Genomic DNA, 26,344 nt, shown 5'->3' with positions numbered 1-26,344 from the left:
GGGAAATCCAGCCGCGACGACATGCGCGCTGGAGGCGTGGTGACGCCCACAAAGCGACGCTCGACTTCACGAACTCTTCGACGGACCATGGGCGGCGGTCGTCCGCACGGCACTGGAGCAGGAACAGTCGCAGCCGGTACAACGCGCAACCACCTACAACCCCATGGCCGACCTCGGGCCGGCCACCGTCCTGCTCATCGACGACCACGCCCTACGCAAAGACGGCGAAGACCGCGGCGAACTGACGATTTCCTTCTCGTCCTTGCCCAACCCGCGCCTCCTGAGCGCCTTCGCTCCGCCGGTCGTAGACGCCGCCCTCACCGTCCTCCAAGCCGTCTGAGTACCTGCCGGCCCGTCAAAAGGCTTGCCGACAGGCGGCCCGTGCACGTAGTGGTGCAGCCGGGACCGGGACAGACCACCGTCTGCCAGCGGTGAACACCGGCCCGACGGGGCTCGACGGTCACTACCGTCCAGTCTCATGACGACGATCACAACGCGTACGGTCGAATACCCGGCCGACGCCCTAACGATGATCGGGCACCTCGCACTCCCCGCCGGTGTCGACCGTCGGCCCGCAGTCCTGATCGGGCCCGAGGGGATGGGACTCAGCGACGTCGAGCGCCGCCGAGCCGACGCCCTGGCTGAACTGGGATACGTGGCGCTGGCCTTTGACCTCCACGGCGGACGCTATTTGGGCGACCCCGAGGAAATGCTGGCCCGCTGCATGCCACTGCTCGCCGACCCCGACCGGATGCGGGGCATCGGCCACGCAGCGCTCGACGTGTTGCGTGCCGAACCGCGGGCCGACCCCGACCGGATCGCCGCCGTGGGCTACGGCACCGGGGGCGCAATCGCGCTGGAACTCGGGCGACACGGCGTCAACCTGCGCGCGATCGGGACAGTCAACGCACTGACCACGGGCCGACCTGGCGAGTCGGCGCGCATTCGCTGCCCCGTATGGGCCGGAGTCGGGTCGGAGGATCCGATCATGCCGCCCGCGCAACGGGAGGCGTTCACCGCCGAGATGCAGGCGGCGGGCGTCGACTGGCGCCTCGTGGTCTACGGCGGAGCCCTGCACGCCTTCCACCACCCACCGGTCGACCACCCCGTGCCCTCCGGCGTCGGCTACCACCCACAGCACGCACAGCGAGCCTGGCGCGACATCGTCGACCTGCTCGCCGAGTGCATCCCCGTAACGGAGTGATCTGGCAAACTCCTGGCGCTCTCTCCTGCCCGACGTCGTCCTCGTCCAGCTCCGGCGAGTCCAGTCGCGCAGCAGTGCAGGGCGCTGCCAGCCGAGGCAGTGGCGTGAAGCTGTAGCGGCCGAGCACGTTGAGGTTCTTGTGCTTGAGCGGGGAGAGCCGGGCGACGTCCTCGTCGCGGATCTCGTGGCCTTCGGCACGGAGCTGCTCCACGGCGGCGTCGATGTACCGCGTGGTCCACTGCACCACGGCGTTGAGGACCGGGCCGAGCGCGCAGATCTGGTCTTGTCCGAACCAGCCCAGCTGACAGCCACTGCGGGCAGTTGGCAGTCGAGCCACTGAAGTGGTGGTCAGAAACCTTGAAGCCGGTGGAGTGTCCGGGCGCGTCGCATCACCGCGTCCTGGTGGTCGTCTGTGCCAGGGCACCCGGGACCAGGTGACAACCCATCACATGGATGATGCGTTCACACTTCTGCGGCGGACTGTCGACTGACTGCCCGAAGACGCCGTAGCAGACAACGGCCAGGCGGTCGGGGATGTTCGTAAGGACATCGAGCTCCAGGAGTGGGAGATGGCGCTCGACGTGCTCATTGAGATCGCGGATGCCCATCCTGTGACCCTGGACTTCTGGGCAATGCTCGCCGAGGCCGCTCGGCAGATGATGCTGGAGCGCAGCCGCCGTTGGTGCGAGTGGGGTGGTTGGGAAGTCGAGCACGGTACCGTCCGCGCGACGCTGACACTGCTGGGAGCGGCCCGCTACCCTGCGATACGGCCGCGACGCACGGGAGCGGAGAATCCCGAACTTGCCGAAGAGGCGGGGTGGGCATCCTCTTATCGAGGGTGCCCACCCGGTCTAGCACAGGTGAGCCGGTGTCAGGTCACCATGGGTCCGGAACCCTCACTCACCGGTGTCCCCCGCGAACTGTCAGCTGATCCGGCCCGCACCACGCCCGACATCCGGCGTCTTCCACTTCACGGTGGGTCAGCCGATACGTCCCGCCTGCATGGCCTCGGGACTCATCCGGACGTCGAACCCGGACTCTGGGTCGATGAGCCGCCCCTGCGCCCACCAGTTCTCCGCGGCGGTCTCCAAGACAGTCAGCAGGACATCCTCGCGGCGCATCCCCGGTGCGGCCACTAGGTGGTCGGCGACCGCTTCGAACAGAGCGGCCTTCTGCCCCGCGGGCCGGTGGTTGAAGGTCATCCGGATGATCACCGAGTCAGCGCTGCGCTCGACGCCGAAGAACGTCGGGGCCTGAAGGATGTCGCGGGGCTCCATCTCGTGCACTACGTGGAAGAAGTCGTCTTCGGGAATCTGAAATACCTCTCTCATCGAAGCGTGGACCGCCTCGGACACGGCCTTGCGGTACTCCGGCGTCTTGCCCTTGCGTAGGTATATCTCCACGAACGGCATGGGTGCTCCTCGGATGTGTGCTCCCGCAGCCGCGCGAATCGCTGCTGCTGACCCGGTCAACGCTAGGCAGAACCGCTCCATGCAGCCAGCGAAAGTCTGGCATGGTGGGTATGCATAAACCTCATGGCCTCCCATTGGTGGCCTGCGGGCGCTGCGCGAAGTCGCAGAGCATGGCAGCCTCACCGCAGCAGAACTCCTCTATCCCCAATCCGCTAGCACCCGACGGATCTCCACACGCGAACAAGCGGCCGGGGTGAAGCTGTTCGGCCGCCGCCCCTGCGGCGTCTCCCTTACAGCGACCGGTCAGGCACTGCTGCGGCACGCCGTGTGGCACTGGACGCCGTCGCCGCGGCCGAACGGAAACTGCGAGGGCTCCCCCGAGCGCCATGTCGCGCGCCTCGGCACGTTCCCCAGCGCGGGAGCACTGCTCCTGCCGCGCGCCCTCACCGCGCTGCGTTCCATCTGCCAGGTCACGGTCCGCTGGCCGCCACTCAAGCAGCGCTAACTCGCACAGCTCCTGGCCAACGAACGGCTCGAGGCTCGTCGGCGACAACCCTGGTGACTGCTGCCAGAAAGTCCTCGGGGGCCTGGGTGATATACGAGGCGGTGACCTCCACCTCTGCCCGCTCGTCGACTACATGGCAGTCGGCGCAGCCGTGTCCGCAGAGCGTCCAGGTCAGTTGCAGATCAGCCACGAGCAACATCCTCTGCTGTAAGGAACTCCCGCAGGTCAGCTGCGAGCGCGGACATCTCCTCACCCGCCTCCAGCCAGGTGGTCACGGAAGCTTCCCACGCGTCCTGCCGGGTGGTCCAGGGTATGAGTGTCCAGGTCAGGGCGACGTGGCCACCGGAATTGAAGACGGCTCGCAGCACGAGGTGATTGGTGCTCCAGGTGCGTTCGCCGTCCCAGCCACGAAAGTCAGCAGCGAGACCGTCAAGAAAGTCGGTCAAGGGCTTGTGGTCCCACACCCAGGTTTCGATCGAATCAAGGCGAGCCTGCAGCCCGTCCGCACGGATTTCCACCGCAAAGCCGATGCCGTGCTCATCGGGGAAGTATCGGTCGCAGAGCCTGACCTGGGTGCCCGGGTCGTCCTGGTGGCGAACGATGACTTCGGGGGATGCGAGATGTTCAAGTCCGTGTTCGGTCATTCACTGGAGAGTAGACGTTCGCGGCTTGCCCGTCATGGCGATTTGTGCTGGTTAGGGAGGCGTCCGGAGTCCACGGGGTCGGCGAGATGGATCAGGGTGGCTTCAGGACGGCGCCCGCCCGGCGGCGTAATAGCGCACGCTGTGCTCGCCCGAGCCGTACTGGTCGTCGAGGGTGCCGCCGAGGCGGCGCTCTTCCCTGTGGTCTCACGCCCCAGAGCGCAAACTTCCCGGTATGGGAGCTTGGCCTCACGTCAAGCCAGCGTGGGGCTCTTCTGCGAGCCCTCCAGCCCATACCGCACCGGTCAGCCTACGCACGCCCCGCGTTAGCCAACTCGAACAATCGAGCCAGCCCCTGGTCAGGCATGAGCGGAAGTTACCTCGAAGGAGTGACAGTTCAGGCAATGGGTCCTGTGGAACCCGAGGGGTGGAGCAGACTCGTGCCTACGGCTTTCGTGCTGGTTGCGTGTGCGTCCGTTGGTCAGAGCACAGCATCAGTCGAAGTCCACCCACGTATAGGGCAGTTAACGATCCGAATGATCACGTCCGGGGTGCCGTTCAAGGCGAACGGTTGAAGATCAAGCTTCGCGCCATTCCGAGATCGGCACCTGCGGCCGTCCGAGCTCACAGCGACCGTGCGGGTTAGGACCTTGCAAGTGGGAACAAAGGGGCTGGGCTATGCGCGGGAGTGGGTTCGCGGCAGGGCCGGTGGAGCCGGTCGCAGTGATTGGCGTGGGTTGCCGACTGCCAGGCGCCATCAGTGACCTTGACGGTCTGTGGCTGGCTTTGGAAGCGGGCCTCGACCTTATTGGGGAGGTGCCGGCCGAGCGGTTCGCCCCTGAGCGGTTCGTCGACACCTTGATGCCGCGTCCGGGCAAGTCGTACACCGCGGCGGGCGGTTTTCTGGAGGGCATCGACTCTTTCGACGCCGAATTCTTCGGCATCGCGCCGCGTGAGGCGACGCAGATGGACCCGCAGCAGCGGCTGTTGATGGAGATGTCGGTGGAAGCGCTGGACGATGCCGGCATTTGCCCGGAGGCGCTGGCGGGTTCGGACACTGCAGTGTTCGTTGGGATCTCCGACCAGTCCTACGGTGCGTTGCAGATGCTCTCGCCGAGAGGCGTGAATGCCTACACCATGTCGGGGGCGGCTTCGTCGATCGCGGCGAATCGGCTGTCGCACTTCTTTGACCTGCGTGGGCCGAGTATGGCGGTGGACACGGCGTGTTCGTCCTCGCTTGTGGCGTTGGTGCAGGCACATCAGGCGTTACTGGCTGGGCAGAGTCGGATGGCGTTGGTCGGGGGCGTGAACGTCCTGCTGAGCCCGTACCACTTTGTCGGGTTTTGCCAGGCGGCGATGCTTTCACCCAGTGGGCGGTGCCGCTCCTTCTCGGCGGACGCGGACGGATACGTGCGGGCCGAGGGCGGCGGTGTGGTACTGCTGAAGCGCCTGTCGGACGCGCTCGCCGACGGTGATCGGATCCACGCGGTCGTGGTCGACGGTGCCACGGGCAGCGACGGGCGAACACCGGGCCTGGCCCTGCCCAAGGCAGAGAGCCAGGAGGCCCTGCTGCGCCAGGTCTATGACCGCTGCCGGGTCGACCCGGATGACGTGGCGTATCTGGAGGCGCACGGCACCGGCACCCCGGTCGGCGATCCCATCGAGTGCCAGGCCATCGGCAACGCCCTTGGGGTGCGCCGAACCTGCGGTGCGCTGCCGATCGGCTCGGTGAAGTCCAACCTGGGCCACTCAGAACCAGCTTCCGGAATCACCGGTGTGTTCAAGGGCATGCTGGTACTGCGGCACGGCTTGGTCCCACCGACCTTGCACGCCACACCGCCCAGCCCGCACGTCGACTTCGCTGCACTGGGTCTGGCGCCGGCTGTCGAGGCCGTGCCCATCGAGGTGAGCGAGCGCACCGTGGTGGGCGTCAACTCCTTCGGTTTCGGCGGTGCCAACGCCCACGTGGTGCTGGCCGCAGCCCCGTTGACCGCCGAAGGGACCGTGGCGCTGCCTTTACCGGCTGCTCCGGTGAAGCCGGAACAGGCGCTGCCTGGAACACCCGGCGACCCCGTCAGCTCCGAGGCGAGCGCTTCCCGGGACGAGACGGTCTTGCCGATGCTGGTCAGCGGCCGTTCCCGGCCCGCGCTGGCCGATGCCCTGCGGCGCACCGCCGAGCGGCTGGCATCCGCCTGCCCGCAGGAGTTCTACGACTTGGCCTACACCGCGTGTGTGCGACGCGGCCGACACCAACACCGGGCGGTGGTTTTCGCGGCCGACGCGGCCGAGGCGGCCGAGCGGTTGACTTCCTTGGCCGAACAGGTTCCAGCAGCGATGGATGCCGTGGCCGACGATGATCTAGCGAGCGGCACGACCGAGGTGAGGCGCAAACTGGCCTTACTGCGGCGCTCGTTGACCAAGCAGGCCAACGGCGTGCCCGAAGACGCTGACTCGCCGGAACCGGTCGCCGGGCTCGTGGAGGAATTGTCAACCGAAGCACCCGGCACTGACGGGCCAGCCGACGCGTCCGCGTCCAGCGACGCGCGGCAAGAGCGCGGAAGCGATGCCGGATACCACGCTCACGCCTCCCAGGTGGACCGGTCAGGTGCGGTCGCCGAAGCCGTGCGTGGCGGCCGTTGCGTGTTCGCGTTCTCCGGCAACGGGGCGCAGTGGCCCGGGATGGCGGCTGATCTGCTCACCAAGGTTGCGGTGTTCCGAGAGACGGTCGAGGAGGCCGACCGGGTGCTCGCTCCGTTGCTGGGCTGGTCGGTCCTCGACGAGATGCGGCGCATGCCGGAGGAGAGCCAGCTGCGCTCGACAGCGGTGTCCCAGCCGATGTTGTTCGCGGTCCAGATCGGGATCGCGAAAGTGCTGCGCGCTCAGGGCCTGGAGCCGACAGCGGTCGTCGGCCACAGCGTCGGCGAAATCCCGGCAGCGTATGTGGCCGGGGCGCTAACCCTCGAAGACGCGGCGCTGGTGGTGGCCACCCGTAGCCGTCTGCAAGCACAGATGGCGGCTCAGGGACGGATGGCCTCCGTTACTCTGCCCCGGGAGGAAGCCGAGGAGGCGATCGCGCCCTTTTCCGGAGTCGAGATCGCGTGCGTCAACTCCGGCCGTGACGTCACGGTAGCGGGACCCGCGGATGGGGTGGAAGCCCTCGTGGGGGATCTCAGGGACCGGCGGATCGTCTGTACCCTTCTGGACCTCGACTACGCCTTCCACAGTCGGGCGATGGACCCGGCCGAGGCTCCCTTGAAGTCAGCTCTGAGCTCGCTACGCCCGCGGCTGGCCCGTATCCCCATGATCTCCTGTGTCACCGGCGCGCCGATCGACGGGGCTGTGCTGGATGCCGACTACTGGTGGCTCAACATGCGCCAGGCGGTGCTCTTCGCCCCCGCGATCGAGCACCTGCTGGACAAGGGGTACGACGTCTTCGCCGATATCGGCCCGCACCCGATCCTGCGCCCGTACCTGCGCCGAATCGCCGACGGCACGACCCGGCAGGTGGCCTTGGTGCCCACCATCGTCCGCGGCGAGGACGGGCCAACCGGGATGTCTCATGCCACCGCCGCGCTGATCGCCTCCGGCGCCGAGGTTGACTGGCACGTCCACTTCCCAAAGCCCGGCCGGGTGGTCACACTTCCGGCCTATCCCTGGCAGCGCCAGCGGTACTGGAGCGGGGATGCGTCGGCGTGGACGGGGGGCCTGGGCAAAGGCGGCGGATACGACCATCCGCTTCTGGGCGACCGGATGCGTGAGGTCTGGCCGACGTGGAAGGGCGCGGTGGAGCCAGGTCAGGCACCCTGGTTGGGCGAACACCGCGTCGGCGGGACGGTCATCCTGCCCGCTACCGGCTTCGTGGAGATGGCACTGGCCGCCGGACGGCGCGTGTTCAACGCCCCTGCGGAGGTTACACACCTGGAGCTTTACCGGGCGCTGGTTGTGCCGTGGAATGACCCCGGGCAGGTCCTCCTGCACGTGGCTTTCTCACCCGAGGACGGGATCGTCAGTATCGGCGCCAGCGAAGGCGGTGACAGTCAGGTTCAGCAGCACGCCCGGGGCCTGGTGCGCCGACTGCTGCGTGCATGCCCGTCCGTCGTCGACCTCGCGGCGGTCGAGGCGCGCTGCGTCCGGCTGGTCGATGTCGCAACGCAGTCTCGCGAACTGGCTGCCGCGGGGCTGGACTACGGCCCGGCGTTCCAGGTGCTGCGTGAACTACGCGTGGGCGACGGGGAGGTCATCGCCGCCTACCGCCATGTCGGCCCGACCGAGGGCTACGAGGCCCATCCAGCCCTGCTGGACGGCGCGATTCAGGCCGGTGCGCCGCTCCTCGCCGACCTGATGGCTGACGGTCGACGAGCCTATCTGCCCAGCGCGCTCGACGCCGTCCGTGTCTGGCGCACGCCACCGGCTGAGGGGCGGGTGCACGTGCGCGAACGCGTCCGTACCTCGACTGAGGTGTGCTGGGACATCATCGTCACCGATCCCGACGGCGCCGTGGTCGCCGAGTTGGAAGGGTGCCGACTGCGACGCTTCGACGGTATGCGCACCACCCCTCTGAGCATTCATGTCCCCGTCATGCGGGCCGCTCCTCACACCGACCTGCCGTGTGAACCGTCCCCGCTGCCAAGACCGTCGATTCTCGCCGAGGAGGCGCGGGAGCGCACCACAGCGCTGCTGCCCGACTGGCGGCGGCATCACTGGGACCGCGCACGACGCGCCCTGTTCGAGATCACTGCGTACGCCAGTGCCGCGGCCTTCGCTGGTCTGCTGCCCGATCCAGCACAGCCGTTCACCATCGAGGACCTCATCGAATGCGGGGTGCTGGTGCGCCACCGCCGTGTACTGGAGCTGTTCGCTTCCATACAGGAAGAGCACGGGCTGCTGCGGCGTCAGGACGACGGCAGGTGGCAACTGAGGCGTACTGACCTGGGTGTCGAGGATCTCGTGCACCGTCTGGTACGCGATCTGCCCTCCTACTGCACCGAGACCGCGCTGTATGCCTTCAACGCCCCGCACCTCGGGGAGATCTGGCGCGGCATGCTGGATCCTCTCGAAGCGCTGGTCTGCGACGGCGGCATGGAGCGGTTCGAACACTTCTTCAGTACAGCCCCTGTCATGAACCACCTCAATCGCACCGTGCAGGCCCTCGTTGGTGCCATGGTGGCGCGCTGGCCGGCAGACAGACCGCTGCGCGTCCTCGAGGTGGGGGCGGGCACCGGCGGCACCACACGGGCGCTGCTGCCACTGCTGCCGCCGGAACGCACCCGCTACCTGTTCACCGACGTCTCACCGCTCTTCTTGAGTCGCAGCGAAGAGCGGTTCGCCGACTGGGACTTCCTTGAACCGCGCACCCTCGACCTGGACCGCGATCTGGTCGAGCAGGGCTTCACCGACAGCGGGTTCGATCTCGTCATCGCGTCCAACGCCCTGCACACCTCCCGTGACCTGACGGGCGCGCTGGCGAGAGTGCGCCGTCTTCTGGCGCCCGGCGGCCACCTCCTGGCTGTCGAAACCCACAACGCCCGCGTGCTGGCCCCCCAGTTCGGCATGATGGAGGCGTTCTGGAGCTTCACTGACCACGAACTGCGGCCCGACGGCATCTTGCTCCCCGCCGACCGTTGGCCGCCACTGCTGCGCCAGGTCGGGTACACCGACGTCGTCCAGAACGCGCACGAAGCCACCTGCGGTGACTTCTCTGTGCTTCTCGCCGCGGCGCCCGGCGGTGCCGCCAGCCCTGTCGCGCTGCCCGCGGCGCCGCCGGACGGCAGGTGGATCGTGGCCGTCGACCCGACTGCCGCAGAAGGGTCGGCCCCAACGCTCTGCGACGCACTGGTCGAAAGCCTGCGAACCACCGGCGCACCCGTACGGCACCTGCCAGCCCCGACTGATGTCGACCGCTGGCAGGACCTGCTGGAAGCCGAAAGCGCCCCAACAGTCACTGTCGCCTTCGTCCTTGCCGGAAAGACCCGCTGCGATGCCGCCACGGAACTGCGCACAGCGACCCACCGCGCCGCCGTGCTACGTGCCTTCGCCGCCGCCTGCGAGCGCCTACCCGCGGTACAGCGGATCGTGCTGTGGCTGATCACCCGGCCTACCGGTGCCCTGCCTGCACCTGAGCTGCCCCTCTCCCCAGTGGACGCCACCAGTTGGGGACTGGCCCGCACCCTTGCCAACGAACACCCTCGCATCACCGTGCGCCGCCTGTCCCTCGACGCCGGCGATGACCCGGTCGCTGCCGCCCGACGTGCCACCAGAGAACTGCTCACCCGCGGTGACGAAGACGAGATCGCCCTCACACGCGGCGGCCGGTTCGTCCCCCGGATCACCGACCGGACCATCACCCCACAGGGCACCACCGGACCGGCCGACGTGCCTGCCTTCACCCTCAACGTGCACAGTCCAGGCCTGGCCTACCGGCTCGCCTGGACCGAGACCGAGCGCCCCGCCCCCGGACCGGGGCAGGTCGTCATCGCCGTCCGCACCGCCGCCCTCAACTACCACGATCTGATGCAGACCATCGGAGTCCTGCCCGCCGACGCCGACGCCGGGTTCGAAACCCAGGTCGGCCCCGGCATGGAGTGCGCCGGAGTCGTCGAAGCCGTCGGGGAAGGCGTCTGCGGGATAGCCATCGGCGACCGTGTCGCCGCCCTGGCTCCCGGGGCGCTCGCCTCCCACGTGCGCATCACCGCCGACGCGGTGATGCGGGTACCCGACGACATGACGTGGGCCGAAGCGGCCACGATGCCCGTCGTCTTCCTCACCGTCCACTACAGCCTGGGCCACTTGGCCCGGCTGGCGCCCGGCGAAACCGTACTGATCCACGCAGGCGCCGGTGGCGTGGGGCTCGCGGCCCTGCAGTACGCGCGGCACCTAGGCGCCCGTGTCATCGCGACCGCCGGGGACCCTGTCAAACGGGCCCTGTTGCATAACCTCGGCGTCGAACACGTCCTGGATTCCCGCACGTTGGACTTCGCCGAACAGGTCCGGCAGATCACCGGCGGCCGTGGCGTGGACGTGGTGGTCAACTCCCTGGCAGGGGAGGCGATTTCCCGGGGCCTGGAGACCCTCGCCTTCGGTGGACGCTTCATCGAACTCGGCAAACGCGACATCTACGAGAACAAACCACTGCTGCTGCGGCCGTTCGCCAAGAACATCGCCTTCTTCGGCGTCGACCTCACAGCCCTCCTGCACGACCCCGACCGCGCCAGAGAACAGTTCCGGCAGATCGGTGAAGCGATCCGGACGGGCCGCTACCGCCCACTACTGCACACCGTCCACCCGGCCGCCCGCATCGCCGACGCCTTCCGACTGATGCAGCACTCCCGGCACATCGGCAAGATCGTCATCACCTTCGACCCTCTCGACGAACCCCCGGCGATCGAGCGCCACCGCCCCGTCGCCCCTCTGAGCACCGAAGCAACCTACCTGGTCACCGGCGGGCTGAGCGGCTTCGGCGCGGCCACCGCCCGCTGGCTCGCCGATCGCGGGGCCCGCCACCTGGCCCTCGTCAGCCGACGCGGCGACCAGTCCCCCGAAGCCCCCGCTCTCCTCGCCGACCTAGCCGGACGCGGCGTACACGCCCACGCCTACACCGCGGACATCACCGACCCCGAGGCCCTGCACCACATCGCCCGCGCCATCGACGCCAGCGGGCATCCACTGCGCGGCGTCGCACACTGCGCCATGCACCTGGACGACGCACCCTTGACAGAACTGACCGACGAGCGGTTCCGCGCCGTACTCGCCCCCAAACTCACCGGCGCCCACACCCTCAACGCCCTCACCGCCGACCGGCCGATCGACCTGTTCCTCTCCTACTCCTCGGTCGCCGCCACGATCGGTCACATCACCCAAGCCCCCTACGCGGCCGGCAACCTCTACCTCGAAGCGCTCACCCGACACCGCCGCCACGAAGGACACCACGCCAACGTGATCTCCTGGGGAGCCATCGGTGAGACCGGGTACGTCGCCCGCAACAACCTCACCCGCACCATGGCGCAAGCCGGCATCGAACCCCTCACCCCCGCCGAGGCGTTCCGCACCCTGCAAGACACCCTGGTCACGGGCGAGGCATCCGTCGCCATCGGCCGCTACAACTGGATTCCGCTAGCCAGGCTCCTGCCCACTCTCCAAGCCCCCCGAATAGCGTTGTTGCTGCCGTCGCACATCGATGCCACCGCACATACCCACGAGGAGTTACTGGCCCTACTCGCCGAGTTGAGCCCCGCGCAAGCCCACCAGTTCATCGCCGACTCCATGGCCGAACTCCTCGCCGCGGTACTCCACACCACAGCCGACCGCATCGACCACCACCGCCGCTTGGACGAATACGGCCTCGACTCCCTCATGGGAACCGAACTGCTGGTCACCGTCCGCCAGCAGTACGACATCGACATCCCCCCAATGGAACTCCTGCGCAGTAACGGCACCATCGCCGACTTCGCCCGCATCATCCACACCCGCCTCGGCCTGGCGACCGCCCCTACCGACACCCCGAGGCCCCTGCCAGGGCCACGCATCCGGCACGACCCCACCACACCACAAGCCTGCCCGTAGTAGAGCCCGACCAGAACCGGTGAGCTCCCGCTCGGTGCACACCACCAGGCCATGGTCATACATGCTGCGCATGGTAGGCGGTAGGCAATGCGCACCGAGCCCCTGAATCGGGCCCACGGAACGCCCTGTGGCCGGTGCGCACCGATAGCCGCGCCGCCGCCACACCTGTGCCCCTCCAGTGCGGTCGATATGCACCGGCCGCCGGTGCGGGCGCCGAGGGCTGGCGCATCATCCGGTGCGCTGCATTTCTCCTGGTCCGCGGCCTCGGTCAAGAGGGTTTGCGGGGTCGTACGCGCGGGTGCATGAACCGCATCGCCCACGCGGACGCGGTTCAACCTCGGGCGGTGCGGCGCATCTTCGGTGGGACCAACCGCTCCGGCTGCTAATGCAATTTGTCGTGGATCTGTAACGGCGCCCGGGGAGTTGCAACCGGCTCGGGTGGCGAGCTCGTGTGGGTGATCAGCGAGGCGCACTGGGCGCCTTCGCGAAGGGGGTGGGTCTCACCATGGGGGAGATCCACGGGAGGGAAGTCCATGACCAGGACGAAGAAGACCGGGATGAAGGCGCGGGGCGGCCGTGTGGCCGTGATCGGTGCGCTGGGTCTGGCCACGGTGACTCTGGCCGCCGCGCCGGCGTTCGCCAAGGGCGGTGTGGACATCACGGCGCCGCACACGGCGCACGTCGGCAAGACCATCACGGTCACGGCGCACGGCACCGACGACAGCGCCGGCTACCTGCACCAGCTATGCCTGGAGGAGAACGGCTTCGGCGAGGGTTGGCACCAGGAGAACTGCAGTGTCCCGGCCAAGGGCGACGCGCGTGTCAGCACACACGGCACGTCCGCGCGCCGCGGCGACCTGAAATTCCGTGCGGTGCTCTACGGCCTGACCAGCAAGCACGACCACCGCCCCGTGCGCCTCCACGCCTCCGAAGTGGTGACGGTGCACGTCCGCTGACCTGCGCGGAAATGATTTCGCAAGCAGGCGCTAAAGGCCGAAGAACCAACGACACGCCGCGCGTTCACATCTCCAGGCAAGAGGCGACGCGCGGCCGTCGGCGAGGGCCCGGCCGGTTGGGGGCTCGCCCACGGCCATACGCATAGCGGTGGAGGGTCGTTTCCCAAGTTTGGGAAACGACCCTCCACCGGCTTGCTCGCCCTACTTCGTAAGCTCGGGGTACGCCTGGCAGCGCTGCGGCTGTCGCCGTTCCCCACACCACGCAGCAGTCGCAGTCACGGGGAGCTCTGGCCTTCCGCGCGCCGTCCACGTTTAAGGACGGCAGCGTGGATTGCTCCCAACAGGTTCGGCGGGAGTGGCACGGGGCCGCCGGTGAGGGTGTACCACTCGTCGGCTGCCCGCGACCCGGCACCGCGAACGGCGCAACCAAAGTCCTGCGGTCGGACTACCGATAGTTGGCCGGTCGCAGCCCAGAGCTCTCGATCTGGTGGGATTCGTCAGCTGAAGTGCTGAGGCTGCGTGATCAAGAAGTGAGTTGTTGTGCTGCCCCGAAAGGCAGCAATCGGGTTTCACTGTCAGGACAGGCATCGAGCCCAAATGACAGACACCGGCGCTGGCCACGGCACGTGGGCGGTCGTCGGCGACGACGGACTCTCAGCGGGCGGGATCGCGTGCAGCGACCGCCTCATCGACGGAGACCTGCACCTGACCGGCCGCGAGAGTTGCGGCTCCGGTGGCCGGGTCGATCGGGCGGTGGCCGATCAGGAACAGGCCTCCCGCCGAGCGCGACCCCCGTCGCAGTCCCGCTGCACCATCTCCTCCATCGCCACCGCCACGTGGACGTACAGACAGGCGACGAGGTCGTAGCGGCCAGGCCGCAGGGCGCAGGTTGCAAGATCCCCTTCGACCCAGTCGACGCGCTCGGCCACGTCCGCCCCGATGACTCCGGCCGTCGACCGAGCATGAGCCAGGGCGGACTTGGAGAAGACGACCGCGGCAACCTGCCATCCACGCGCGGCGAGCCAGAGCGCCTCAGCCCCGTGCCCACAGCCCGCATCGAGGGCGACGCCGGGGCCCAGACTCCCGACCGCCTCGGTCAAATGGGCGTTTCGGCACGCACTTTGCGACCACGCCCCCCGTGCTCGCGAAGGGCTTGCGACCAGCGCTCCTGCCCAGGAATGCCGGTCGAACGCTGCGGTCATGACGTCATCTCGACCGACCACAGACGAGTTTCCCACGCATCAGAAGCATCAGGACGTCTGACTACCCCACGCATCTCCACGACAACGCAGGCGACAGGCCACACCGGTTCGCCACCGGCCAACCCAAGGGCTCAGGCCCACCAAGTAGCAGTGGCCAGAAGGATTCCCTGCGGACGGCCAGTTGCGACTCGCCACTGGCGGCCAGTTACGCCTATGGCTGCCGGCGGCCTTGCCGTGCGTGACGGCTGAGGTCACGTGCAGCAGTCGCAGCCAGCTCGGCAGCCGCCAGCCGCGCGATCGGCCTGCGTGAGCGCGGGCGGGGGGAGGGTGCAGCAGGCGTCGCCGTGCCAGGCGTCGCGGCCTTCCTTCACGGCGACCACCGCGACTATCAGAGCGGCGATCGGGTCGGCCCAGGACCAGCCAAGCAGGGCGTTGGCAAGCAGGCCGACCAGGAGCACGGCGGACAGGTAGGTGCACAGCAGGGTCTGCTTGGAGTCGGCAACAGCGGCGGCGGAGCCGAGTTCACGTCCAGCCCGGCGCTGGGCGGCGGATAGAACGGGCATCACGGCCAGGGACAGTGCGGCCAGGGCGATGCCAGGCGGGGAGTGCTGGACCTGTTCGGAGCCAGCGAGCGCGCGGGCGGAGTCGACGGTCACGTAGGCGGCGAGTGCGAAGAACGAGACGGCGATGATCCGAAGCGTGGCCTTCTCCCGTGCCTGGCGCACCGCGTGGTCACGGGCGGAGAACTGCCAAGCGACCGCTGCGGCGGAGGAGACCTCGATCAGGGAGTCCAGGCCGAAGCCGATCAGCGCCGTGGACGAGGCCAGGGCGCCGGCGGTGAGGGCGACGGCCGCCTCGATGACGTTGTAGGTGATGGTCGCGAACACCAGCAGGCGTATGCGGCGGGCAAGGATGTCCCGGCGGGCCCGCGACGGGCCGAGGGTGAGGACAGCCATCAGCAGCAGCCCTTCTCGTCGGCGTCCACACAACCGCGGTCCGCCTCGACGGCGACCACGGCGGTCCGTAGGTCGTCGAGTGCGTGCCCGAGACGGGGGTCGGCGAGTTCGTAGCGTGTGCGGCGGCCAATTGGTACCGCTACCACCAGCCCGCAGTCGCGCAGGCAGGCCAGGTGGTTCGACAGCCGGGTGCGGGAGATACCCAGCCGGTCGGCCAAGTCCGACGGGTGGGCGGGAGCCTCGCGCAGCGCGAGCAGCAGTCGGCAGCGAATCGGGTCGGCGAGCGCGCGGCCGAACCGCGCCAGCACCTCGACCTCGGAGACAAGTGTCAGCACACCTCTGACGATACAGGAGATCCTGAATTCAGGAATCTCTGTCGCATGCCGCCCCCTCAACAGGACGGCCCCGCGATTACTTGGCGTGGTCAAACGGCGGCCACTTGACACTTCATCAAGTGGCCGCCGAAACGGGAAACGCCAACCGGCCCGCACCCGCCAGGTCAGATTTGACCTGAAGCTGATCGAGGGTTGGGGACTCCATCGACGGTGTCTCCACCCAACTCGCCACTCCACGATGGCTGCGCCAACGCGTCGCGCACGGGTGGTGCTGGAGACCTCGCGAAGGACGTCTCCGCCAACGCCCCAACCGGCCGATTCATCGCCTCTCAATGCAAGCTCTACGCCCTCCAGCCACAAGGTGACTTCCGGCGAGGCGCAGAGCTTCGCCGGAACCTGCTCCACGCAGCACGGTGCCGACGTGGCCGTACTGATCACGACGTCGACTTCCACGAAGCCCGCGCGAGTCGCTGCTCTTGAGTTGGGCATCGTGCCCTTCGACCGTGCCGCGCTCGCCGGCTAGGCTCCCGGCACCATGGAGGCAGGGTTGGCGAGTGTCTAGTAGCGCTCTGACGAATGGTTGCCGCACGCTAGACACCATGAGCGCAGTCGTCGTTTTCCCTGTCCAACCCGGGGACCCGCCATTCCGCGTCGTGCAGATCCGCAGGGACCGCGTCGGCATCGCTCACGACCTGTTCGACGTGCTGCGCCTCGCACACCAGGCAGGACTGGAACACGTCGACCTGGACGACCCGGAGGACGTGCGCTGGCTAGGAGGCGACAAGTTCCGCTGGACCCCGTGAGCCCCACGCTCGACTGGCACACTCGGCGTCGGCCGGACGAGAGAGCACTGTCTGCACCGGGGCCCCAGCAGCACGGTCTCATCCTCGGCGTACTGGTTCTTCCAGCCGGATTCACCGACAAGGTCGAGGAGTGCCTGCCGGTCCTCCACCGAGGCATCCGGGACACGCGCGTCGGGCAGCGTACCGATCACGTCAGGATCGAAGAAGTAGGCAACTAGCACCGGCGTGGCGCTCAGTGGGCGGCGCTGCCCGCACGAGTTCCAGGAGGACGAGAAGGCGATGGCCCAAGGCAAGTTCAAGCGTACGCGTCTCTGCACCTCAGCGGCTCTGGCGAGTTCGCAGCCGGAGATCATCCTCACACGGTGGTTCGGCCGGTCCGCGTAGCGGTGGTGTTGGTGGCGATCTATAGGCTCCCCGGCCACGGGACAGGTAAGTTGCCCTGCCGAGGAGCAGGGACGCGACGGTTTGTTGAGAACCGCTCCGTACTCGGGTGCGCAGGGATGTTCAGTCCCCATCATCGCCTGAAGTGCCGACCCGCGCGCCGAGGCATCGAGCAACTCGTCCAAACCGGTGCGCGGTTGCCGCACCGCCTGGCCGACCGCCCGGAAGGGCCGCCACCAAGTGAGCACCGACCGCTCCAACACCCTGAAGACCACTGCGGCCCGACCGTACGTCCGAACTCGCCCCGACTCCAGCGCCGCAATGCCCCTAGCCGCAGGTCCTCCTACGCCGCAGGCGCCAGTTGCCGCATGTCCCCCCCTCGCGGCACTCACACCCGACCAATAGGCAGGAGACCCACCAGTCTGGCTCAATTTTGGGGACCACCGATTTGGCCAGGACTCAACGCAATCTGCAGTTCGATGACGTCCTAAGACGGCCCCTCCAAGCTGGTCCTTGCAGGTCGTAGGCGGGGCCATTTGAGAGCATCGTTCAATCGGAAACCAACCGGGGATCAGTTCCAGCCGTCGCGGTGGCCCAAAATAATGCCACAGCCAGCCTGCAGCCAGGCGGTGGGCGAGAAATCGCATGGCCGAGCTGAATAGGTCGATCATCAGAAGGGTAGGCAAGCACAGGAAGATCCTGGTGCACACAGCGGATGACGCAAGGAGGCTCCAGGCAATGGGCGGCGAAAGTGCCGTTCCGCACCAGCTGCCTTGGCGAAATATGACTGGCCTTAGTGCGCGTATTGGTAGCCGGTAGATGTCCGGCCACGCAGCGACGTCAGGTGAGGACGTTCGACGACGAAAACCTCATCGCCATTGGGGGGATGGGTTGCTTTGCATGGGTCGCTTTGCTTTACCCGAGCGAGTAGGACCGAGGAGTCTCGCACAAGACGGTCAGACCGAGGAACCGAAATACCATAAGGCGGTCATGGAGGCTCGGCGAGGCTGGCGACGACGATAAGGAACATTTCAACCTGACCGACAAAGCCAAGCCGTTCACCGAGGTCTTCGAAGGGGAAGGCTTAATCACCGCGAGAAAAATCACCCTATTTACAAGGTGTGATTTTGCGTCCGCGAGAGGACCCGAAGGGAAGGTCATGTCCTTTAAGAACATCTTCGACAGCGGCGGAAGTGAAGCCAAGTCCGCCGAAGAGTCCGCTCAAAAGGTATACGAAAACATTCCGGGCGCCTGGCCCGAACGGGAAGGGGTTGATCCGGAGCTCTACGACGGCATTCCTGAAGCTGCGCGCGACCCGAAGATCATGCGCGAGACGTCGCCTGAGGCGCTCGACATCATGAACAACTTCATCACTCCCCTATTCAAGAACACCCAGACAGTAGCCGCCAAGCAGCGGGAAGCCAGCGAAAACCCCGAATCGACATCCGGTATGGCATCTTCGGCCAAGGATGAGGCATTCAAAAAGGTGGAGGTCGAGATTAGGGACGAAGACCGACCAAAGATCAGCGACGGAGATCTAGAAGAGTTGAAGAAGGATAACTACAAATCGGCCAAAAGCGTCACAAGGACTGACGATGGGTCGGTCAAGTGGTGAGGGCCGGTTAGGAAGCCACCTTGAGGGCCGGACGGCTGTTCAAAGTCCCGGTTTCATGATCCGGCCCTTGAGCAGCAGCAACGGCCCTACTCGGCGGCTTGACGGCTTCTCATCCGGTCACGCCAGGGCCGGGAACAGCTCACAAGCAACACTGACAAATCGTTGAGTTCTGCTACACAAGGAGGCTGAGGGGCATGGGCGGCGCCACCAATAGCAACGTGAGTACAGCCTATCTTGGCGAACGATTTGTGCGCCACCCGCTGACAGGGCGAAACCTTAAGGAGCTCAATATTGCCGACAAGGCCTCTGCCATCCTGGAGCGGGACAAGGATAAACTGAAGAGGAAGGCCGAGAAGAAATCAGCAGATGGCACGGACCGGTATATCGCTCCTACCGGGTTTTCTCTGAACAAGGGGCGATTCGGCGACTTTCCCGATGGGGAGGATGCGGCACACGAGCGCGGGTGGCGCGCCTACATGACAGTGGGCGTACCGCTGGTCGAAGAACGCAGCGACATTGCACAGCCCCCGCCTGACGTGATCTCCAAGCAAACGTTCGTCAACCGAACCGACCCCACTCCCACCAAGTGGTCGCACACTGTCGAATTCTCGATTTCGAACACAATCAGCTGGTCGCTCCAGGGGCAGGTACAGCTCACTTTCGGGGCAAAAACCACCGCATCACTCCAGCAGCAACTGCAGAAGAGCATGGCGGTGAACCAATCCGAGAAGATGACCCTGAAGAACAGCAAAGACAATCAGGGTGTTGACGCAGAGTCTCAGTCACAAACGACAAGTACGACGACAGCCACGAGTACCGCCACGGGTACCGGGGAATTATCGGCACAGCTGATGCTTGGGATCACTGCTTCCGTCAGTGGTTCGTTGACCACTTCGTTCAAAACATCGTCCACGCTGAGCGGGGATGTTGGCAGCCGGGTAGATGTCCTGGCCACGCAGCGACGTCAGGTGAGGAGGTTCGACTACGAATTCCCCATCTCCTTTGGCGGGTGGGTCGCTTTGTACTACCCAGAGCCAGTAGAGGTCAAGGAGACCCGCCCGGACGGCCCACAAGCCCAGGAACCCAAATACTCCAAGGTGATTGCCTGGAAACTCGGTGAAACTGGTGCGGCTACGGAGACCTTCGACTTGACCGATGAAGGCAAGCCATTTATGCAAAAAGGGGAAGCCGAGGTCGTCTCTACCCTCGCCGGCGTGCACGAGGTCTTCGAGCTTGAAAAACTCAACTTCGACAAGAAGGATCACCCTCTTTACAAGGGTGGTGGCGAAGAGCAACAGAGCTCGAGAGAGGCTCCCGTCGAGCTCGCCACCGGGTTTGGGACTGCCGATGGCCTTGCGCTGGACCTTGTGAACCAAAAGGCGTACGTCACCGACCGGTACAACGGCGGCAAGCTGTACAAGGTGGACCTCACCAGCGGCGGCACGGACTGGGTCTTGGAGAAGCTGGGCCAAGTCAACGATGTGGCGCTGGACCTGCCGGGCAACAAGGCCTACGTCGCCGACTACAGCGGCAGGCGTCTGTTCACGGTGAACCTGTCCGACCGCTCCGCCTCCCCGGTCACGGTCGCCGAGGGCATGTACGCGTACGGCGTCGCGCTGGACCTGCCGGGCAAAAAGGCCTATGTCACCGACGTCGAAAGCGGGAAGCTGATCGAGTTCGACCTGAACAGCGAACCGGCGGAGAAGCGGCGCACCTGGGACGTGCCCAGGGCCGCCGGAGTAGCGCTGAAGGGGGGCAAGGCGTACGTCGGCGAGTACGACCGCAGCGGGCTGTACGAGGTCGACCTGAAGGCAGATGGCGGCACTCCGCAGCTCGTGGCCACCAATCTCGGGAATAGCGTTCGCGTAGCGCTGGATGGCGCGGTCAACGCATACGTCTCCGACTCGGGCGGCGGCAAGCTGCGTGAGGTCGTCGTGGCTGACGGCGAGGCTAAGGGACGTCAGCGGGTGGTGGCCGACGGTCTCGGCACGGTCTGCGGCGTCGCGCTGGACCGCGACAAGGGCTGGATCTACGTCAGCAACCGGCAGGGCAAGCTGTTGCGGATCTCCGGCGTGCTGCCTGACGCCTCGACAAAGTCGTAGCGTAGGGCGTTCTTTTTCGGGTGGGCGGGCATGGATGCCTTGATCGTGTGGGTTCCCGAGGCTCACGTGATCGAAGGTTGCTCATGCCCGCCTTTGCCATATCGTCGGAGGGCTACCCGGTCGGCATTCCCGTCGGCTACAGCGTGAAGGTCTCCGCGGGCTCCAGGCTCGAGGAGGCCACCAAGGGCCCGTGGGGCGTTCGGCCCCGGGGCTGGCTGCCGCTAATAGACCGGTCTACTTCTCAATAAGCCGCCTCCGTCGATCCTTCCGGGACGCCCCTGCGCCCCCACCTGTTACGCCGGCCGGTGAGTGATCGGGCGCACCTGCGGCTTCCGCGCAGGCGACACAAGGGATGACATCTGGTGTCATCACTTGCACTCGACGACGTCAAGTTCATGGCGGCTCCCCGACCGGCAGGCTGCGGAGCTCAGAAGCGCGCAGCGGCAACCGTCAGAGGAAACCTCGGATCCCGCGCCCAACCGCGTCGGATCACCGCCGTCCCGACGCGGCTCGGCTCCAACCGCCAGCAGCCGATCCCCCGAACTGTCCGATCGTGCCCGCGTTCAGTAACGCCGAACCGGTCGCGCTGCCGGTCCTGTTCGCGCTCACCGGCGCCGCGGCCGGCGAACGGGAGGCCCTCGGCGGCACCTTGGACACCGCACCCCACGTCGTCGCCGCACTCCGGGGCAGACCGTCCGACGGCGGAGCCGGAGTTGGTGCGGCTGCCCCCTGCACAACGGAACCGCGCTCCGTATAGTATACGGAGCAGCGCTCCGCTTTCTGCTCGTGCGCCGAACCGTCCTGCGCTTCCATTTTGGCGCTCCGTCAGGGAACGGCACCGCTCGCAGAAGCGACCCCGCGCCGACCGCCACCGACGGTGACTCGACGATCTCGATCACCGGCGGCGTCACCGCCACCCGAAAGGATGAAGGGATTCCCCCGGCTCTGCCACCGTCTGGCCGCTTCCGGAACCCGGAGACACCGGCGACAGTCCGGAGACCGACAGCGATCAGCCACGGTCAGCAGCGATCAGCCGCACGAACCAGCCCAGGCAGCCGGCCGACCGCCCGGCGGAGAAGCCCCGTCGAGAGGCCTGGCCGGCTCGAGCAGCGGTGACTGCGGGACAAGCGGGACCCTCCCGCCGGTGCCTGCGCCCGGCTTGACCGGCTCGGTCGCGCCAATGCCTGGCGCGTCCTCGGCGAACAGGACCTGCCGCTTGTCGGCAGTGACCTGACCGGAGTGCTCACCTCCCGACGACGCACACACGCAGGGAGGGGCGACCGGCCCCTCCCCCGATCCCACCACCACGGGCAAGACAACAGAGAGAGGACATCACAGACATGGCCAACGACCAGGAACTGCCGAGCAACTGGGGCCGATGGGGCGCGGACGACGAACTGGGCACGCTCAACCTGATCACCGAGGAGGCCCGGGCCAGGGGTGCCGCACAGGCCCGTACCGGACGAACGGTGTCGCTGGCCCGGCCGATCCGGCCGACGCCGTTCGTCAGCGGGCCCTTCGCGCCCCTCGCCCGCGACAGCTCGCCGGTCCAGCAGATCATGCAGTACGCCGGGGACGTGCCCGCGACCGTGGACATGATCCTGGTGACCAACCATCACGTGAGCTCGACCCACATCGACGCCCTGGGGCACCAGGTTCTGGACGGCAAGGTCTACCCGGGACATCCCCTCGCCGAGAGCGTGACACCGGCCGGCGTACGGCGCGGTTCCACCGCGGCGTTCGCCGCCGGCATCTCCACCCGGGGCGTCCTGCTCGACCTGGCGTTCGACGGCCCGCTGCCCGCGGCGCACCCGATCACCCCGGAGGACTTCGAGGCGGCCGAGGCCCGCCAGGGCGTACGGCTGGAATCCGGGGACGCCCTGGTGCTGCGCGGCGGATGGGCCGGTGTCGTCGACTTCGAGAAACCGCTGCCGGGCGTCACGCTGGACGCGGTGCGGTGGATGCACCAGCGCGGCATATCCCTGTACGCCGGCGACCTCGGCGACGCCTACCCAGCCCTGGAAACGGCCGTGCCCGCACCGCTGCACCGCGTCGCTCTGCCACTGCTGGGCATGCCCCTGATCGACGTGGCGGAGGTGGAGGAACTGGCCGCCGTATGCACGGAGTTGAACCGCTACGCCTTCCTGTTCGTGGTGGCACCCCCACGCATCCACGGACTGACCGGCGTCCCGGTCAACCCGCTGGCCGTCTTCTGACGGACACCACTGTGGCGCCGCCTGGGACCAGTGCCCGGCGGCCGGCCGGAATAGCCGCGCCTGCAGTCGTGGTGGCCCCTGGATCCGGGCATGCGACCGAATCCAGGGGCCCGCACTCGCGTCCCGTGTCTCGTCCGCCCAGGGCTCATCAGCCGGCTCCGTCGCTCGCGGCCGCGGGCAGAGGCACCACCGCACCCCCGATCGGCGTCGAGATGCCGTTGGTCGCAGGACGGCACCGTTGCGGATGTCCCGTTCGAGCCGCCGGGTGGCTTCATGGCCGACGGGGAGGGACGTCCCCATGCGGCCCCGTAGGGCCGGGCATCGCCGACGGTCTCCTGCGGCACCCCGTCGCCCGGACCGGCCCTCGACTCGGGCGAGCGCAAGGCACTACCGCAGGTGGTCCAGGCGCAACCGGGCGGTGTCGGTGCGGCCGGACATCCCGGCGCTGTTCGTCCTCACCGGGGTCTCGGCCGTGACCACCGTTGCTTTCGGCGGCACCGCGCCCCGGACAGTGATGTACCTCGGCGTCGCCCTGCTGGAACGGGCAACGGGGCTCTGCCCCCGGTCCCCGGGACACGGGTCACGCGGCTTCGACCGGCTCCGGCTCATATCCAACGGCAGCCGAGCACGGTGATCGTCATGCTTGGTCATACCGGTCGTGAACGCCTGTGTGGGAGGCGCGGAAAGTGCGCCGGTACGCCGACGGGGCGACACCCGCCTCCCCCGCCAGGTGCCGCCGTAGCGATGTGGCGGTGGCGAAGCCGACCTCGTGGGCGACCCGTTCCACTGGCAGGTCACTGGACTCCAGCAGGTGCCGCGCCCGCCGCAGCCGCTGCTGGATCAGCCAGCGGCCGGGGCTCAGACCGGTCTCCTCCCTAAAGCGCCGGGCGAAGGTACGGGTGCTCATCGCCGCGTGCGCGGCCAGCTCGTCCAGCGTCAGGGGCAGTTCCAGCCGCCGCAGCGCCCAGTCGCGGGTCGGCCCGGTGCCGGTTCCGCTCGCCGGCGGCAGCGGCCGCTCGATGTACTGCGCCTGCCCGCCGTCCCGGTACGGCGGCACGACGCAAAGGCGGGCGACCTGGTTGGCCACCTCGCTGCCGTGGTCCCGGCGCACCAGGTGCAGGCAGACGTCGACACCGCTCGCCGCCCCCGCGGAGGTCAGCACGTCACCGTGGTCGACGAAGAGCACGCCGGCGTCAAGCTCGACCCGGGGGAACAGATCCTGGAAATGGTCGGTGAGCGCCCAGTGGGTGGTGGCCCGGCGCCCGTCCAGGAGACCGGCGGCGGCCAGCAGGAAGGCACCGGTGCAGATGGACACCAGGCGGGTGCCGGGGCGGACGCGGGACAGGGCGGCGAGGGCCTGCGGGTCCGGGGCGGCGGCCGAGGCCCGGGTGATCGCGTACGGGGGGATGACCACGGTGTCCGCCTCGGCCAGCACCCCGGGACCGTGCCCGGGGGTGACGGTCAGGTCCGAGTCGGTACGCACGGGCCGCCCGTCCACGCTCGCGGACAGCACCTCGTAGCGGCCCTCGGCGGAACCCAGCACTCGGTGCGGGATGCCGAGTTCGAAGGGGTAGACGCCGTCGAGGGCGAGGACGACGACCTTGTGGGCGCCGGGCCGCGGGTCCGGGCTCATTCGGCGGTCCAGTTCGGCCGTGCGCTCGGCGAGGTCACGGGCCCGGGAGGGCGCGGCGGACGCGGGGCGGACGCTCGGAGTGCGGGGGGTGGCAGGGGGCATGGCAGGAATGTATCGGATGATGACCTTCTAGCCATCGCCCCGGGCCGGACCGTACGGCCAGGATCGGGGCATGACTTCGACGGACACCCCTGAGAACCTCGACTCCCCGGCCAGTGCGCACGCCACGGACTCCCCGGGCCCTGCCGTCCCGGACGGTGCTCCCAGGATGCTCGCCCTGCATCAGACCGCCCTCGGCGGCCCCGAGGTTCTACGGCTGACCGAGCTTCCCCGGCCCGCGCCCGGCATCGGGGAGATCCTCGTCGCCGGGCACGCGGCCGGACTCAACCCCACGGACTTCAAGCACCGCGCCCACAGTGGCTTCCTGCCGCCCCCGCCGCTGACCCTCGGCTGGGACGTCTCCGGCACCGTGGTGGAGACCGGCCACGGCGTCACCCTCTTCCGGCCCGGTGACGAGGTGTTCGGCATGCTCCCCTACCCGTACGGGGCCGGCTCCCACGCCGAGTACGTGACCGGCCCCACCCGCGCCTTCGTCGCCAAGCCCGCCGGGATCGATCACGTCCAGGCGGCTGCTCTGCCGCTGGCCGCGCTCACCGCCTGGCAGGCACTCGTCGACACCGCGGGCCTCCGGGCCGGGCAGCGCGTGCTGATCCACGCCGCGGCCGGCGGTGTCGGTCATCTCGCCGTACAGATCGCCAAGGAGCGCGGCGCACACGTCACCGGGACGGCGAGCGCCCCCAAGCACGGTTTCCTGAGCGAACTCGGCGCGGACGTCTGCGTCGACCACCGCTCCGAGGACTTCACCGACACCCAGGAGCGTTACGACGTCGTCCTCGACGCCCTCGGCGGAGAGAACGCCATCCGTTCCGTGGGCGTGCTCCGCCCCGGCGGCGTCCTCGTCACCCTGCTGCCCGGCGCCGAAGGAACCCGCGCAGCGGCGGAGAAGGCACAGGTCCGCGCCGCGCACCTGGCCGTCGAGCACGACCAGGCCGGCATGCGCGCCATCGCCGAGCTCGTCGACCGGGGCAGGCTCCGCGCCCACGTCTCCGGAACCTTCCCCCTCGCCGAAGGCGCCCGGGCCCACGCCCTCGCGGAGACGGGCCGCACCACGGGCAAGCTGGTCCTCACCGTGCGCTGAGCCATGACAGCGACGAAGGGGTGTCCGGTCAACGGCCCTGTCCCGCATTCGGTGGTGCCGGAGCCTGCCGCTGTTTGAGGAGGACGCGGTGGCGAGGAGGGGTGCCGGCCGCACGGTCGGCCTGCCGCATCAGCCCGGCGACGACCGCGGTCCCTTGCCGGGCTTGGCCAGCTCCCGTCCACGGCCTCCGATGATTGTTGCCTGGCAGTCCGGCGGCGACCCGGATGTACGCGGCGTGCCGGGGCGCCTCTCACCGGGTCCCGGAGGGGCAGATGTTGTACGACCCCATCGGCCCGAAGGTGAGCTGGATCTGGTGGCCGAGCCGGTCGGCGGAGAACCGGGTGAGCTGCATCGCCGCGTGCATCTGGTCGACGGTGGCGGTGATCTCCAGGCGCACCTGCCCGGTCACCGGCCCCTCGTCCACCCAGCGTGCCTGGACCTGCTCGACCACGGCGCCGCCCAGCTGCTCGGCGTACTGCCGGCCTGCCGCCACCCCTTCAGGATCATCGCTGGCCAGCGCAGCGTTCAACCGGGCCACGGCCTCCGGCGGCACTAGCGAGGCCAGCGAGAAGCTCAACTGGCCCGTCGGTACCGGCTGGAGGGCAGCCGGTTCTGTGGCCGGAACT

The 26,344-nt window shown here is 67.9% G+C and carries 17 protein-coding genes and 2 pseudogenes; 11 read left to right on the top strand and 8 right to left on the bottom strand.

The genetic code is table 11. From position 1 onward, the window contains the following. Positions 1-163 precede the first annotated feature (163 nt). Complete coding sequence (locus tag O5O46_RS15445; RefSeq protein ID WP_269855998.1) at positions 164-340, top strand: hypothetical protein; 177 nt, start codon at positions 164-166, stop codon at positions 338-340. Positions 341-478: 138 nt separating this feature from the next. Continuing rightward, positions 479-1,204 (top strand): dienelactone hydrolase family protein, encoded by a 726-nt coding sequence (locus tag O5O46_RS15440; RefSeq protein ID WP_269855997.1) that lies wholly within the window; start codon positions 479-481, stop codon positions 1,202-1,204. Positions 1,205-1,304: 100 nt separating this feature from the next. On the opposite strand, the pseudogene O5O46_RS15435 reads toward O5O46_RS15440, so the two are convergent. Beyond that, positions 1,305-1,490: pseudogene (locus tag O5O46_RS15435) on the bottom strand (Tn3 family transposase); the annotation flags it as partial. A gap of 694 nt (positions 1,491-2,184) precedes the next feature. Next, positions 2,185-2,616 (bottom strand): tautomerase family protein, encoded by a 432-nt coding sequence (locus tag O5O46_RS15430; RefSeq protein WP_269855996.1) that lies wholly within the window; start codon positions 2,614-2,616, stop codon positions 2,185-2,187. 133 nt (positions 2,617-2,749) lie between these two features. On the opposite strand from O5O46_RS15430, the gene O5O46_RS15425 reads away from it, so the two are divergent. Then, positions 2,750-3,121, top strand: a complete 372-nt coding sequence (locus O5O46_RS15425; protein ID WP_333482382.1) for a LysR family transcriptional regulator — start codon at positions 2,750-2,752, stop codon at positions 3,119-3,121. Positions 3,122-3,303: 182 nt separating this feature from the next. On the opposite strand, the gene O5O46_RS15420 is transcribed toward O5O46_RS15425, so the two are convergent. Continuing rightward, the gene (locus tag O5O46_RS15420) at positions 3,304-3,765 is read right to left on the bottom strand and encodes a DUF6228 family protein (RefSeq protein ID WP_269855995.1); all 462 of its coding nucleotides are present in this window, start codon (positions 3,763-3,765) and stop codon (positions 3,304-3,306) included. A gap of 675 nt (positions 3,766-4,440) precedes the next feature. On the opposite strand from O5O46_RS15420, the gene O5O46_RS15415 reads away from it, so the two are divergent. Next, the gene (locus O5O46_RS15415; RefSeq protein ID WP_269855994.1) at positions 4,441-12,321 is read left to right on the top strand and encodes a type I polyketide synthase; all 7,881 of its coding nucleotides are present in this window, start codon (positions 4,441-4,443) and stop codon (positions 12,319-12,321) included. A 533-nt stretch (positions 12,322-12,854) separates the two neighbouring features. Continuing rightward, positions 12,855-13,277, top strand: a complete 423-nt coding sequence (locus O5O46_RS15410; RefSeq protein ID WP_269855993.1) for a hypothetical protein — start codon at positions 12,855-12,857, stop codon at positions 13,275-13,277. Positions 13,278-14,038: 761 nt separating this feature from the next. Here the strand turns inward: O5O46_RS15410 and O5O46_RS15405 are convergent. The 3 genes from O5O46_RS15405 to O5O46_RS15395 form a co-directional block, all read right to left on the bottom strand. Beyond that, positions 14,039-14,479, bottom strand: coding sequence for a class I SAM-dependent methyltransferase (locus O5O46_RS15405; RefSeq protein ID WP_269855992.1), 441 nt, complete (start codon positions 14,477-14,479; stop codon positions 14,039-14,041). Between the two features lie 251 nt (positions 14,480-14,730). Further along, positions 14,731-15,435 carry a cation transporter gene (locus tag O5O46_RS15400; RefSeq protein ID WP_269855991.1) on the bottom strand — a complete coding sequence of 235 codons (705 nt, stop codon included), beginning with the start codon at positions 15,433-15,435 and terminating at the stop codon, positions 14,731-14,733. Beyond that, entirely contained in the window at positions 15,435-15,770 is a 336-nt protein-coding gene (locus O5O46_RS15395) for an ArsR/SmtB family transcription factor (protein ID WP_269855990.1), read from the bottom strand. The genes O5O46_RS15400 and O5O46_RS15395 overlap by 1 nt, the downstream gene beginning before the upstream one ends. A gap of 599 nt (positions 15,771-16,369) precedes the next feature. Between O5O46_RS15395 and O5O46_RS15390 the strand changes: the two genes are divergently transcribed. The 5 genes and pseudogenes from O5O46_RS15390 to O5O46_RS15365 all read left to right on the top strand — a co-directional run bounded on the left by O5O46_RS15390 (position 16,370) and on the right by O5O46_RS15365 (position 22,887). After that, positions 16,370-16,573, top strand: coding sequence for a hypothetical protein (locus O5O46_RS15390; protein ID WP_269855989.1), 204 nt, complete (start codon positions 16,370-16,372; stop codon positions 16,571-16,573). Positions 16,574-18,113: 1,540 nt separating this feature from the next. Continuing rightward, positions 18,114-18,569, top strand: a complete 456-nt coding sequence (locus tag O5O46_RS15380) for a hypothetical protein (protein ID WP_269855988.1) — start codon at positions 18,114-18,116, stop codon at positions 18,567-18,569. 194 nt (positions 18,570-18,763) lie between these two features. Continuing rightward, complete coding sequence (locus tag O5O46_RS15375) at positions 18,764-20,671, top strand: YncE family protein (protein WP_269855987.1); 1,908 nt, start codon at positions 18,764-18,766, stop codon at positions 20,669-20,671. A gap of 586 nt (positions 20,672-21,257) precedes the next feature. Further along, a pseudogene (locus O5O46_RS35485) lies at positions 21,258-21,367 on the top strand (IS982 family transposase); the annotation flags it as partial. A 644-nt stretch (positions 21,368-22,011) separates the two neighbouring features. After that, on the top strand, positions 22,012-22,887 hold the full coding sequence (locus O5O46_RS15365) for a cyclase family protein (RefSeq protein WP_269855985.1): 876 nt from the start codon (positions 22,012-22,014) through the stop codon (positions 22,885-22,887). Between the two features lie 637 nt (positions 22,888-23,524). On the opposite strand, the gene O5O46_RS15360 is transcribed toward O5O46_RS15365, so the two are convergent. After that, on the bottom strand, positions 23,525-24,520 hold the full coding sequence (locus O5O46_RS15360) for a GlxA family transcriptional regulator (protein WP_269856122.1): 996 nt from the start codon (positions 24,518-24,520) through the stop codon (positions 23,525-23,527). A gap of 172 nt (positions 24,521-24,692) precedes the next feature. Here O5O46_RS15360 and O5O46_RS15355 point away from each other — a divergent pair, with 172 nt between their 5' ends. Next, the gene (locus O5O46_RS15355) at positions 24,693-25,718 is read left to right on the top strand and encodes an NADP-dependent oxidoreductase (protein WP_269855984.1); all 1,026 of its coding nucleotides are present in this window, start codon (positions 24,693-24,695) and stop codon (positions 25,716-25,718) included. A gap of 250 nt (positions 25,719-25,968) precedes the next feature. Here O5O46_RS15355 and O5O46_RS15350 read toward each other — a convergent pair whose 3' ends face one another. Continuing rightward, positions 25,969-26,295, bottom strand: a complete 327-nt coding sequence (locus O5O46_RS15350) for a hypothetical protein (protein WP_269855983.1) — start codon at positions 26,293-26,295, stop codon at positions 25,969-25,971. Positions 26,296-26,344 lie beyond the last annotated feature (49 nt).

The sequence above is a fragment of the Streptomyces sp. RPT161 genome, assembly GCF_027533845.1.
In the GTDB taxonomy this organism is placed as follows: domain Bacteria; phylum Actinomycetota; class Actinomycetes; order Streptomycetales; family Streptomycetaceae; genus Streptantibioticus_A; species Streptantibioticus_A silvisoli_A.
Note: the sequence above shows the minus strand (reverse complement) of the source record. Positions and strands in the feature narration are given on the sequence as shown.